This is a genomic window from Algoriphagus sp. (genome assembly GCF_024305035.1).
In the GTDB taxonomy this organism is placed as follows: Bacteria; Bacteroidota; Bacteroidia; order Cytophagales; family Cyclobacteriaceae; genus Algoriphagus.
Map to the genome: position 1 here is coordinate 56,519 of NZ_JAMWZB010000009.1, position 13,125 is coordinate 69,643.

12 protein-coding genes are annotated in these 13,125 nt (G+C 40.4%); 2 read left to right on the top strand and 10 right to left on the bottom strand.

The genetic code is table 11. The annotated features are described in order from the left end of the window. Positions 1–28: 28 nt before the first annotated feature. Both Q0L00_RS06590 and Q0L00_RS19670 read left to right on the top strand, forming a co-directional pair. Positions 29–1,198, top strand: a complete 1,170-nt coding sequence (locus Q0L00_RS06590; protein ID WP_297336078.1) for a helix-turn-helix domain-containing protein — start codon at positions 29–31, stop codon at positions 1,196–1,198. Beyond that, positions 1,183–1,419, top strand: coding sequence for a LytTR family transcriptional regulator DNA-binding domain-containing protein (locus Q0L00_RS19670; RefSeq protein WP_363318516.1), 237 nt, complete (start codon positions 1,183–1,185; stop codon positions 1,417–1,419). The genes Q0L00_RS06590 and Q0L00_RS19670 overlap by 16 nt, the downstream gene beginning before the upstream one ends. On the opposite strand, the gene Q0L00_RS06595 is transcribed toward Q0L00_RS19670, so the two are convergent. From Q0L00_RS06595 to Q0L00_RS06640, 10 genes are all read right to left on the bottom strand, one after another. Further along, on the bottom strand, positions 1,420–2,868 hold the full coding sequence (locus Q0L00_RS06595; protein WP_297336079.1) for a hypothetical protein: 1,449 nt from the start codon (positions 2,866–2,868) through the stop codon (positions 1,420–1,422). It lies immediately after the preceding gene. After that, positions 2,846–3,991, bottom strand: a complete 1,146-nt coding sequence (locus Q0L00_RS06600; RefSeq protein ID WP_297336080.1) for an ATP-binding protein — start codon at positions 3,989–3,991, stop codon at positions 2,846–2,848. Before Q0L00_RS06600 ends, Q0L00_RS06595 begins: the two co-directional genes overlap by 23 nt. Positions 3,992–4,032: 41 nt before the next feature. Further along, on the bottom strand, positions 4,033–5,088 hold the full coding sequence (locus Q0L00_RS06605; RefSeq protein ID WP_297336081.1) for a DUF4917 family protein: 1,056 nt from the start codon (positions 5,086–5,088) through the stop codon (positions 4,033–4,035). A gap of 87 nt (positions 5,089–5,175) precedes the next feature. Continuing rightward, positions 5,176–6,288, bottom strand: a complete 1,113-nt coding sequence (locus Q0L00_RS06610) for a nucleotidyl transferase AbiEii/AbiGii toxin family protein (protein ID WP_297336082.1) — start codon at positions 6,286–6,288, stop codon at positions 5,176–5,178. Continuing rightward, complete coding sequence (locus Q0L00_RS06615; RefSeq protein WP_363318517.1) at positions 6,285–7,049, bottom strand: DUF6577 family protein; 765 nt, start codon at positions 7,047–7,049, stop codon at positions 6,285–6,287. The genes Q0L00_RS06610 and Q0L00_RS06615 overlap by 4 nt, the downstream gene beginning before the upstream one ends. 370 nt (positions 7,050–7,419) lie before the next feature. Continuing rightward, on the bottom strand, positions 7,420–7,896 hold the full coding sequence (locus tag Q0L00_RS06620; RefSeq protein ID WP_297336084.1) for a TIGR02391 family protein: 477 nt from the start codon (positions 7,894–7,896) through the stop codon (positions 7,420–7,422). A 675-nt stretch (positions 7,897–8,571) separates the two neighbouring features. Further along, a complete protein-coding gene (locus Q0L00_RS06625; RefSeq protein ID WP_297336085.1) occupies positions 8,572–11,424 on the bottom strand; it encodes a PAS domain-containing hybrid sensor histidine kinase/response regulator in 2,853 nt (950 codons plus the stop codon). Between the two features lie 2 nt (positions 11,425–11,426). Further along, the gene (locus tag Q0L00_RS06630) at positions 11,427–12,437 is read right to left on the bottom strand and encodes a cysteine protease (RefSeq protein ID WP_297336086.1); all 1,011 of its coding nucleotides are present in this window, start codon (positions 12,435–12,437) and stop codon (positions 11,427–11,429) included. A gap of 21 nt (positions 12,438–12,458) precedes the next feature. After that, positions 12,459–12,698, bottom strand: a complete 240-nt coding sequence (locus Q0L00_RS06635) for a hypothetical protein (protein WP_297336087.1) — start codon at positions 12,696–12,698, stop codon at positions 12,459–12,461. Next, entirely contained in the window at positions 12,695–13,111 is a 417-nt protein-coding gene (locus Q0L00_RS06640) for an OsmC family protein (protein ID WP_297336088.1), read from the bottom strand. Before Q0L00_RS06640 ends, Q0L00_RS06635 begins: the two co-directional genes overlap by 4 nt. Positions 13,112–13,125 lie beyond the last annotated feature (14 nt).

Sequence of the window (13,125 nt, forward strand, 5' to 3'; positions counted from 1 at the left end):
TCAGGGTAATACCTCAACCTTGCCAACCATGAAAAAAATCCTGCATCTTTCAATCTTTCTACTTTCATTGCGAGCCTTCGCTTGCGATTGTAACCCGCCGGATATCACCGAAAAATTCATTCGATCTGATTTCGTTGCCAATGTGACAATCCTCAAAATTTATCCCAACAAAGGAAATGAGGCAGGATATAAAGCTGATATTCAAATTAATGAATTATTCAAAGGAGAAAACCTAAAGTCAATTTATATTTATGGAAGAAGTGATAACGGAATTGGAAGTTCTTGTGATATGTATATTCCAGCAAATACCAAACTTATCGCCTATGCGATTAAAAATAGGGATGGAAATTTTGGAATAGGAATGTGCTCTGGAATAATGTATCTAGATTATTCCGGATATTATAAAAAGAAAACGTTAAAGACCGAAAGTGAGCTGAAAAAACAAAAAAGGGAATTAGAAATTCTACAAACTTTTAAGTCAAAGAATATAAACCATACTGACAGAATAATTTACAGAGAGAAAACAAACTTAACTAATGAATTACAACAATTTAAAGGGATTCAACTTGAAAAAAAATTCGGAATCTATGAAATAACGGGAGTATCTTCTGTTTATCAGGAATATCAGTGTGATTCCTCCTTTGGAATTTTTGGTATTTATTTTTATCCTTATGCCCTCCCCTTTCTGTTTAATATACCTTCTTTGGCCTTAAGTGATCAAATGCTGGATCTTCAATCTTTTCTAGGAAAAGAGGGTCGGATGTTGGAGGAGCGGATTTTGGGAGCGGTGTCTAATGAAGAAAGAATGAAAATAATGACTGATTTTCTTCGAAGAAGGCTAAGAGATACACTCCCAAACGAACTGAAATTCCAACAAGTCATACAATCTCTTGTGAATTACCAACAAGAATTCACTATTGAAAAACTGGCAGCAGACTGTAATTTATCCAGAAGGCAATTTGAGCGCCAATTCTTGAATTATGCCGGTTTGAGTCCCCAAAAATACTACCGAATTCTTCGGTTCCAACACGCAACTGAGTTCTATAAAAACAAGGATCTTAACCTAGCCCATCTAGCCTTAGACTGCGGTTATTATGACCAGGCACACTTTATCCATGAGTTTACCAAGTTTTCCGGTTATCAACCCAAAGCCTACTTTTCCGGAAAGGTAACGGGTGTGGAATGGCGGGATTGTTGACTTTCTGGTTACCCAATCACTGGACCAAGTACAATACCTGTTGCCAGGTAAGAAGTTTTTTTTGGGCAAACCGCCAGGTAATGGTGAACCGGCATGCTTGTGAGTATTTCGAACCCATAGGAAATGGTAAACTACAATTGATAGTGCAGCCCGAATTGGCTAACAGGATTATCATCAGCCAGAAGCGGGCAAAAGGATTTAAGGAATGGGCGGAGAGTTAATTAATCGAGTTTCTCCCTGACTTCTAATAAATAAGTTAGATCAAGAGGGTGACAGGAATAATCGTCCAGGTGCATTCTGAAATTGTATTTTTTCGTTATCGGGTCTTTATCTGTTTCCCTGATTTTTATCAAAAGTTCCTTTAGGGTTACTTGTTTGCTCTTTAAAAGGTGAACCAAATAATCCCAGGTACGCAAATCCATGATAAAGAGATTTTCAACTGGTAGGAGGCTAATGTTTTCCTCGTTTAGTCCAATCTTCTCAGCTTCTTCTTTCAAAAACTGGTCCCATAAATCTGTGGCATTCCCAAGCATTAAATCTCGATAAGTAATAATGATTCCAAAATATTCAGTTCCGTGTGAAGCTATTGATGAAACCACAGAAATCATTTGAGTACAATATGCCTTAACTATATTCTGCCTGAATTCATTTGCAAGAATTTCATCAGTAGGATTCGCTGCTGTGAAGGGCTTAACTTCAATGCCTTTTACTTCAACAACAATATGATCTTCCAAAAGAAAATCTACAAGGGTGTGGTGTTTTCCTAACCTGGACTTTAGCTCATTTTCATTTTTAAAATCTATCCCCGATTCATGAAGACCCATTTCAACATATTTTTCCATCCGGCGTCCTAGCTCCGGAGAGAAGTCAGGGTCCTTATGTTTCATAAATTCATAGATGAAGTGATTGATGGTCACGTTCAATATGTCTCTATGGGGAATGATTACGCGATTATCGAAGAGAAACATAGGCCTCCGGGTGAATATCGATGGTTCAAAAATCTGGAGGTTGTAATTTCGAATCTGACGAGTATCCATATTTATCGCCACATCTATGGACTCTCGCGATATGGTCCATAGTTTAAACAATTGATTACTGAGTTTCGACCCAAATTGTATTTCAACTAATTCAGGGAACCTATCAATTGAGATTCCTTTAATTATTTTTTCTGAAGCGGTGTCATTTAAAAGTAGAAGAAGTTTAAAATGAAGAACTTTTAAAAAATCTGTTATTGAAATTCCGGTCAATTTTTCAAAACTGCCTGCGATATCATACTTGTGCTTTATTTGATTGAATAACAGATATTGTCTTGCCGTACAATCCCAAAAGGCCTTTTCCTGGTAAACCATTTGCTGCAGTGAAAGAATAATGAAGGTCTTTTTGAGATTGCCGCCGTTTCTTCCGGGATAGAAGATGTTGTGTGCGTTTTCTAGTTTTTCGATTTGTTGATACAGACTAATGATATCTTTGCGAGAAGCTTCCTTCAATGGATAATTTCGACCTCCAAATTCAATTGCCCACCTGAGCAGAAGTAAGCCTTGCCAAAAAGCCTGGGGGCGGGATGATTTTTCCTGGTTTTTAAGTATAGATAGCAACTCCCGAACCAAGGAGTTGTAGGTAAATCTACCCAGCTTATTCTGAATAGGCTTATAATTCATCTGCTCTGGCATTCGACTTCCATCTGTTAAAAAGTTGATATACTTTATCCGCGAAAGCTGGGTCAACACCAAATTCTTTCCCTACCCTCTTGATGTTTCTTGAGGCAAATTCTCCGGCAAATCCAACAGCTGTTTGTTCAAGAAGGGGTTGGTTGTCAGTTAAAAAATCTTCGAAATGCTGCTTTTCTGCCTCATCCCTGAAGATGATAAAGGGTGCGGACATTCCTCGCGACTCCAGGGAAAGCTCACCCTTCGTCAAAAGATATAAAAACAGCCCATTCAGGGAATCCAATAGGTAGTGATAGTACCATTGGTCTCCCATCTCTAAATCAAGGTAGCCGGTTTTTGGCACAGGAAGCATGATCCGCATTTCATCGCAATACATATATTCCAATTCCGCAATAGGTGTGGTATGGTACATGAATTTGGCTGTTCCCAGAAATGAGGATTCATTGGTGTAGAAGTAGCTATAGGGCTCATAAAACCTTTCCGGTTCGCTCAGGATGATGGAGTATTCAGGATATATCAGGTGGTAAAAATGATTACTATTGCCAATGTCCATAGACCAGTTTCCAGGCTCTTTGAGCAAGGCCTTCAACCTGTCAAGCGAGGTAAGGTCAATTCCGAACCTTTCCCGCCACATTTTCTCCACAATCCAAAAGTCTGTGGAGGCGTTAAGCGGGGTATTGGTATCATTTATTCTGGAATAGATATGATGGGCTTTGACTGTTGTTCCTCTGTCCTTGTAATCCTCAGTCAGTGTATAGGGCTTAAATGGCCGGTCAAGAATTATCAGTACATCGATTTCGTTGTCTTCAATTTTGAGTGTCTGTAGTTCAATCTCAGGCCGTTTGCCTCCCGAAAAACTTTTGCTTCTAAGGAAATCAATGTAATTGGATTGCTTTTTCCGGTTGGGCTGATTTTGGGCCAATCCTTTTACCCAGGTTCCTTCTTGGCTTTCCTCTATACCGATGATGAGGTATTTGTCTCCTTTATGTAGCGAATTAGCCAGGCAAAGGATGTCATGGAGGAGGGAAGCATTATTGTCGTGCGGTTCAGATTTAAAGTCCCAGAAACTCCCTTCCCTGTTTTTGCTGATCAATTCCCTGATGATAAATTCAAGCTGTTGAGCCATATGTTGTTTTTATTGGCAATTACTGCGGTCGGGTATAAAGCCTAACCCCAAACTTTTACCGTTTTAGCGTCGAAATACCGGACATAACACTTAAACTTACTTTCAATAGTTTTCAGGTGTTTCAAGTCTGAATCGGAATAAACTCCGATGTATATGCTATTCAACATATGCCATTTACCATCACCTTCTTTCTTTTTCTTTGCCGCTTTATTGATAGCGGCGATGATGTGTTCATCATAGGGGCCAAAACCAAAGCCAAAGCATATCAGGGAGCCTTCAAGATTTGAGAGCGTGTCGTAGCAGAAAGACAGGTACCTGTTATGCCGGATATGACTTAGTTTTTCTTCTCCGTTCCCGGCCGTTACAAAGATGGGGTATTCCTTTCTTGCCATTCTGGCTTTGACATTTTCCAATAAAACATGTTCGTTGCTGTATTCCTCCTTAACGATATCTATCCCGGCATCGAAAATATGGAGTGCTCCGTGAACGTAAAAAATTGATTGTGTATCCTTGTTTTTGCCCCACCGCAGTTCAGACCACATGCTGTCTTCAGGAGCTATGAATTCGTCAGTCTCGTCGGTTTCTCTTCCAAAACCGTCTCCAATCCGATCGAGCTGGTTTCTCATTAAAACCCAATAGAGCAACAAATCATAATTGGTAGTAAAAATATTGCCCTCTTGAGAAAGATACTCATTAAGAAAATCCGCGCAAGCCTGGCTTTTCTCTTCTGAAATGGAAAAGACATGTTCAGGATGGAGTTCTTTGATGGCTTCAATCAAGCTTTCTTTTAAGGTTGTGGTAGCCTGGTGAATCTTGTCGACTACTCCTTTTTCAGCGCCAAAAACTCCGGCAATTTTAGCAACATTTTCGAGCTGCTCCATCAGCAACTCAAAATTACTGGTCTTAATTATTCCGAAAAGCTTTTGAAGAGTATCGTTCTCTATATTCTCCAAAAACTTACTTAGGGCATTATACGAAAATATCCCGGAATCATAGGACATGCTAAAGCCATTGCCCAGCAATAAATGTTTCTTCCGGTTTTTTTTTCTGAGCGAGGCAATAACTTCCTCGTAGGTCAATAAGTCAGTGTCTCCCACAAAGCTTTAATTGAGTCAAAGAATTCCAATTTTTGCATGTCAAAATAGTTACATTATGCTTATTCATCTCTATTGTGTCTACTCCACTTAAGGATTGTTTTTTGAACCAGTAAGCAGCCTGATTGTATGGTACCAGTAATAGAAAGAGGATTTGTCAGGCTGACGTTTAAGACGATTTAAGAAATTCCAATCAGGGTCTTCAATAGTCAGTTTACTTACATCTTGCCCGTTATAATAATCAATTGGGGAAAGGTCATTAACCTTTAGTTTAGCAGCGAGGTAAGCAATCCTTGCTGATGCGGGAATGGCATCGTCAATACGGAATGTTCCTGACATTAAGAATCCTGTGCCAAAGGCCCGGATTCCTCTTTGTAATTCAGCAAATTTTTCCTGCTCCCCAGTTGAACCTGTTCCACGCTTTGCCAGGATCAGGCAGGTATCCAGCGTGTCTTGTAATATGTCTCCCGGAGTCAAGTCAAATTGTTCCTGGCCATTTTTTCGATAGGCTATTTCCTGTCCCGAAAAAGCTTTGAAACTTGCAGCCACCGTCTCCATGTTCCGGATTTGCTCAAATAATCTACTCAAGTCAAAGAGCTGTTTGCATATTTCCATGGAAAATGGCTGGCGGTCCCTGCCTTTAAAATAGGGAATGCCGATTGTATTTGGCGCAAATGCAGTGAGTTTATCGCCTGTTATAGAGTCAACCGATGGCAGTGTGACAGAATGTTCATCTTCTACTTCTATCCATTTTGTATTTATAGGTTTTTCAATGAGTTCCGGATAGAGTTGTTTTTCAAAGAGGATGTCTAATAGAATTGTGCCTGAACCCTGGAGATTAGTTTCAAATGAAAATTTATAATGTGCTTTGGGTACACCGGGTAAGTAACTTCGGTGTGTATCTATTTCAAAGCCGGTAAACCTGGATACCTCTACAATTTTTCCGAATATGGACTCCAATTCTTCCCTGCCTGCTGTGCAGATGATATCTATGTCAATAGAAAAACGATTGTCCTGTTCCAATAACAGGACCAGGCTGGTGCCTCCCTTAAAAACGAATTCAAGCCCACGGGCCCGAAGCTCCTCCAGCAGGTGGAGCGCATAAATCATTTTTTCAAGAATGATTTTGTCAATGCGGCTGTGATTTTTTTGCTTCCGGAAGGCCTCAAGCCATTCTTCAGTGAAACAGTGGTCCTTGATCATTCTATGATTTCATTTACAAGGTGAGACATGTGGTTAATCATAAACTGCTTTATTTCTGGTTCTTTGTCCCTTCGCTTGGCATAACTGAAGAGTTTTGTGAAATTGATGGTGTAGTGGTTTATTGCATGCTCATAAATATGCGTTAGTTCAGCTCCCTGGAGATGGTAAAAGATTTTATCGTCAGCAAACAAGTCCACTAGAATTTTTTCAAGGAGGGGGGTGTAAAGTTTTACTTTTTCCTTTGTCCTGGTGGTAATAGGAGAGCGGCTGGTAAGCTTCTTTATGACAACCGGATAATTACTTTCAGCAATATAAAAGTCAATAGTATTGCTGTCAGGGTTTAAAAATATCTCCCGTTTTGAGGAGGTTTTCAACTCGAAATAGAGTGATTCCGTAAAGTCCTTCTCTATTTCAACCAGGATCATTCGTTTGCCTGATTGGTGTTGGGAAAATTCATTGAGCCATCCTGTTTCCCAAATACAATACCTAATCTCTTTAAATACATCGTTGATTCGATGTGCAATTTTTAATAGGTCACGGGAAAGTTCAGGTTTATAGGGAGGCTTATATGAAATAACATACAATCCTCTTTTAAGTGGCTTGATAATGTTTTTGTTTTTCAGGTCATAGATTCGCCAACCTAGTGTTCCTTCCTTTAGGTCAGGTTCGAATGAGCGGTAGAAATCGAAAAGTTCCTCGCGGCTGAAGGACTCTTTGTTCTTAAACTCTTCTATAAGCTTATTATCTATGATTTTAGGCATTTTATCCAATTTTTACCAAAGTTAAGAAAATATGGTGAATATTAGAAATCAAATAAATGCCAGTAATTTCAAAAACTGGTAAATATTGGATTCAAAGAATTTGTCTTTTTTTGGGTAGATGAGCTTAGGTGATTACGAGTAAATTGTTGATAATAAATAATTTGACAAGTAATTGGGATGATTGTCAAGGCATTTTATATCCTAATTGAAAATCAAATGATAAAAACTTGAAATCAGATTGGCCGTTCCTGTGGCCGGGCTTTTCACTTCAATCTCCTTCAGAGGATTTTCGTTTCAAACCCTAAGGGGTTGATCCAACCTGCAGAAAGAGGACTTTTTTTACCTGGACGAATACCTGATGATTCAATCATCAGGAGGGAGACATTGTGCTTAATTTGATATTGATGTCAAGGCGCCTGTGAATCAATGAAATAGTTGACAGAATGTCAAGCGCATCTGCTTCATTAATATCCCAATTAACTTTTGGAACAGGAGTGGTAGTATTTCTAAACATCTCGAAAACCCCCTTGATCAAATTAGCAAAGCCTTTATGTTCACTTTCTTTTGTTTCATTGGCTAAATCATTAATTTTTATCATAGGGTTCTTCAGACTGAATGCTTTCTCAACTAATTCACCCCCATTTTCGGTCAACCCGGTTCTTTGCCTGATTATTTCTGCAATACTTTTCCCAGCTTCAAAATCAGTGTGGAAGTACTTGTCTGCTAATAGTTCTGCTTTACAAAACTCAAAGATTATGGGGTGGGTCTGTCGGAGTTCCAGTTTATTTATGAGCCGGGTTGCACGTAGTTCTGCATCTGAAATGGTTTTTGCACCAGTTATGCGCAAGAACTTTGCGCTCTCAGATAATTCCTACCCTGTAAAAGAAATTCGTTTGTTTAATTCCGACCTTATGTATTCATATTGTTCACTTTTCCCAATAAACCTGGCGGGGTCATTGATTTGTTTATGAACATCAGGATATTTTTTGAAGCTTTTCTGTTGTTCTGGAACGCTGCCAACGCGTTATAACCTCTCTTCCACTTTGTGTTTTTAGGATCAACATCCTGAATACCTGCCTTTCTCAAAAACTTTTCAATTTCAGTGTCTGTCAATCCATTTACTGAATCACCTAAAGTCTTGCTTATACCTTCTAATACACTGCGATCTATTGGAGGAGTAATTCTTTGCCCTTGTCCATTCTAAGCTAATTTTAAAAATAAAGCGATGTAATTTTCATGGATACTACTTTTCCAAGGCAATCCATAGTGTCTGAACCCATTATTTTCAAGAATTCTTACCATAGAAGGGTTCGATGAAATCTCTGTAGATGCCATCAGGTTTGAACTTCCATAGGTTTCAATAAGAAGTCTAACCACATTTGAAGCTACTCCTTTTCCTCGGTGTTCCGTTAAGATAAAAGGATTGGATTAACCTTCTTTTGATGGGGCAAAGGGATTCCCCCCCATATCGAGTAAACGAAAAGGTGAGCGGGCTGCGGCTCATAATACAGGCGAGCTTGCCTTAGCCATTTTTAGAGATCAACTTCTGAAGGTAGAACTCCAGTTTCTCTGCCAAGACGGCCAAACGAATGGGTTTGGTGAGGTAATCGTTCATCCCGGCTTCGATCGCCAAAATTTTATCGTCATCAAAGACATTGGCCGAAAGCCCAATGATAATCAATTTGTCTTTATCGGGAAGATTTCGGATTTCCCGACTGGCTTCCAGCCCATTCATCAGCGGCATTTGCACATCCATCAGCACCACATCAAAATCCTCTTCCTTGACTTTTTCAATTGCCTCCAAGCCATTTTTGGCAATTTTATATTCAAAGCCCAACTGTTCCAACATCAATTCCAACAGCTGCAGGTTGAGATCATTATCTTCGGTAACCAAAATTTTGAACGGGATATCTCTCCCCTTTTCCCGGACTTCCTTCCAGCTAACAGGCAGTTTGGGACTTGGCTCCAATTCTTCCTTGGCAACTTTCTTGACGATGATTCCAAAGGTAAAATCAGAGCCTTTGCCAATTTCACTCTGGATTTCGAGCTCTCCGCCCATCAGTTCAATCAACTTTTTGGCTATGGCTAAACCCAGTCCAGTCCCTTGATAACTACGTGTGGAAGAGCTTTCGATTTGGTAAAAAGGATCGGTAAGATGCTCGAGGTGTTCTTGGGAAATCCCGATACCGGTATCCACGATACGGCATTTCAAAAAGTACAGGGAGTCTGAAATCGGTTCCCACGATAAAGTTACCCCTACTCTTCCTTTTTCATTGGTAAACTTGATCGCATTGCCGACCAAATTCAGGAAAATCTGATTGAGTTTGACCCGATCGGCTGAAATGACTAGCGGATCTAAACTTTCCTTCTCCAGGGTAAAATGAATTTTCTTCTTTTTGGCCAAACCGGAAAGAATCTGGGCTTGTTTTTCGAGCTCCTCAATAGGATCAAACTGCTCGGCATGAATCTCAACTTTTCCTGCCTCAATTTTAGAATAATCTAAAATATCCTTGATAATCGACAGCAGCGTATTGCCGGAGTTTTTGATGATCTCCACATATTGTTTTTGAATCCGGTTTAAATCCGTGTGCTCCAACAGATCAATGATCCCTAAAAGCCCATTCATCGGTGTTCGGATTTCATGGCTCATATTGGCCAAAAATTCAGATTTGGCACGACTGGCCTGGTCTGCTGCTTTCATTGCATCAACCAGACCCTTTTCCCATATTTTCTGTCCGGTAATGTCTTTAGTAATGGACATCATTCTATCGGCATCCAGCGGAAAAAACCGAATTTCATAATGCCGCTCTCCCATTTGGGAATCCCATTTGACATCCACGGATTGCATTGCCTCTTTTTTCCGGGCCTCGCTGAATGCATTCCTGACCAAGGTGGCTTGGCCATGAGGAACAAATTCCTCTAATTTCTTCCCCACTGTGGCCTGAGAGGCTTCATAAATCTTCTCTTTATCCTGCACATGAAAATCCACTACTTCCCCTTCATTATCGTAGATGAAAAGAATATCAGGGATATTCCCAATCAGGGTTCGAAGTCTATTCTCACTTTCCACGATTTTGAGGTTAGCTAAGTAGTTCGCAGTGATATCGGTACAAAGCCCCATGCCACCGGTAAACTCACCTGACTGATCGTAAACCAGTTTTTCAAATACTCGGAGCCTGATCTCTCTGCCGTCCGGATGCTGATAATCGTATTCCATATCTATCACATCCTTGTGTTCAGCAACGGCCATTTTTACATGCTGCTGAACCTGATCCACATCCTTATGTGTTATTTCTCCATTAAATGCTTGGATAAAATCCGTCTTAGGTCTACCCAAAATCTCTTCCACCTCATCACTGACTCGGGTAATCTGACCTCTGGCATCATGAAAAAACACAAAGCCCCGGAGTTCCTGCAAAAGCAAATTTTGCTGTTCAAAAAGCACGGAGATTTCCCTGATATTTTCTTCTTTGATGCGGTCGGATTCCAGGTTATTTTTAATCGAAACAATAAAAAAACCAATGGTAAAAATAAGCAGGATCACAAATCCCAAAAACAGCAAAAGGTAAGTTCCATAAATTCCCGATTGTAAGCCCTCCACAGGTACCATAAACGCCAAGGTGCCCGTACGACTATTCAAGTCAAAACTGAAGGGATACTGGGCCAAGATTCCTGAAATCGCTTCTCCCTCCTTTTGCCAATTTAACTCATAAAGTCCTTTCAGGCCAAGGGATAAATCCTCTAAAACGGGTTGGAGATTTTGGGGAGAAAACTCAATTCCTGAAGATCCATTGGAGCTTAAATCGATGAGTTCATTGTGGTAGATCATCATTTTAGCTCCCCCTGGATTGAGGTAATAATTGAGGACTGTCTCCTTGGTAAAATCAATTAGGTTAAGTGAATAAATAATCCGAAAACCCTTTTTTCCAATCACATCATAGGTATAGGCGCGGGATCTGGTACTCGGAAATGCTTCCTTCGATTGAGTTCGGATAAAATTATTGCGATCAGTCATCGTAAAGATCAAAACCGAATCCTGCATATCCACCCATGCACTATCGACCAAACCCGGATAGGCATTGAATAGGCGCCGTGCAGCAGAAGTCAATTCCTCATCGTAATCATCAATTTCATGAAAAGGATCTTCCAAATAGCTGATTAAACCTTTTCCCTCGTCCTCAAATCGCCGGATGTCCATTTCCAGACTTTGAGCGGCGAGTTCGGTTTGTTTGTAAAGAAACTCCTTTCTGGAATTGATCTGGGCTTCAAAAATGGCATCAAAAAAACTCAAGCCAAAAACAATCACCAACAACACCAGTAGAGTACCTGCTGTGAGAGTCAACCAAAAATTGGAATGCCAGGTAAACTTTCCCATGATTAATAATTGTCGTTAATTCGAATGAGGTACCATTCGATGGCGGAAAATGATTTACAAACTGCATCGGATAAAAATGATTCCTCTTCAAATTTAAAGTGATGGTCTTTAGCCATGAGGAAAGTTTGGCCCATTTTGCGGACTTCCCGGCTTTTACTATTGAACAGATTGTAATCTGAAATTCGAAAATTATCTGAACTGATCGTCTCCAAATACACGTGATTTCGTAGCGGCGGCATACTTAAGGCTTCGATCGCTGTAGCTTTTCCAGCCACGATATCCCCCTTTTTATTGACAATGATGTAATTGCCCTTTTCCTCTTCCAAAAAACCCTGTATGACATCATTTACCGTTAAATCAATCCCCAGGACCGAGTGCAATTCCCCCTGAAAATACACCGGATGCACCAGTGACAAAATCCAACCCCGGCCTGCCGGATCGACGTAAGGCTCGGGAATCCATACCGGGCCACGGCTCGGGTTATGTTCTTGGTCCGCTTCGTAGTAAAAATTAAATTGGGTCACATCGATGGTAGGATCAACGATATTGACCACATCATAAGGAGGATAAACCCGGGAAAGCTGCCACTTGGAATTGCTATACACTTGCTCAATTAAATCATACTTGGCATATAGTCTAGCAAAAGCAGAGTCCAAGCCATTGGTAAGTAATATATCTTTTTTTGCCTGGGCGGGATTTGGGCTGGTATTGAGTAAAATCACCGAACTTTTTCCATCCACAGAATCCATGGAATTGGAGGAATAATAGCCGTTTAATTTGTAGCGTTCAGGATCTTGGAGCGGACGAAGACTATCCTGTTTTTCAAGTAAAAATTCATTGAATTTGGCTAGGGCTTGGATTTCTTCAGACAACTGTTGCAATTCCTTTTCAATACCGAAGACCACCCGCTCCATGTAAATCCGCTGCTCTTGGGTTTTGACAGAAGTAGCCGAATCGCACGAAACCACCAAGGAGCCACTAATCAAACCAAGAGCAAGGAGCAAAAAACGCATAAATTCAGAGATTTTCTGAAATTATAAATTTTCCAATTGCTCACGAAATGTTTTTCCCATTTCCTCAAATCTTTCGAGAACTTTTTTAAAAAAATCCCCAATTAAAAACTGCTCGAGTTCGGCTTCCTCCAGCACATCCATTTCACTGAGCTTAAACGTCTGCTCCAATGGCCCCAACTCAAATTTCAGCAGGTATTTATTGTTCCAGGAGAATATACTGATCCGTACATCCTCCTGAACCAATTCTTTGACTACTCTCATAGGGCTTTTTTGACTTCTGAAGAAAATGTCACCCTCGACTTCAGCGAAGAAGATACCGAACAGTATTTTTCTACCGATAAGGCTACCACCTTTGCAAATTCCTCTTGAGTAGCATCGGGAGAAACCAAGGTAAATTTTAAATGAATATCGGTATAAAATGCCGGGACTCCTTCATTCCTCAACCCTTCCACTTCCACGTAAAAATCCAGGATTTCCTTTCGCTTCTTTTTCATCATCAGCACTGCGTCCACCGAGGCACAGCCTCCCAGCGCAGAAAGCAATAAATCCATGGGGGACTGAGCACGTTTATCGGGTGCATCGTACATGTCAATCTGTACTTTATTTCCCTGCTGATTGACCGCCTCGTATTCATAATCCGCCTTCATTCGGACGGTGACATTTCGTTTTGACATAGTGCCTTGTATTA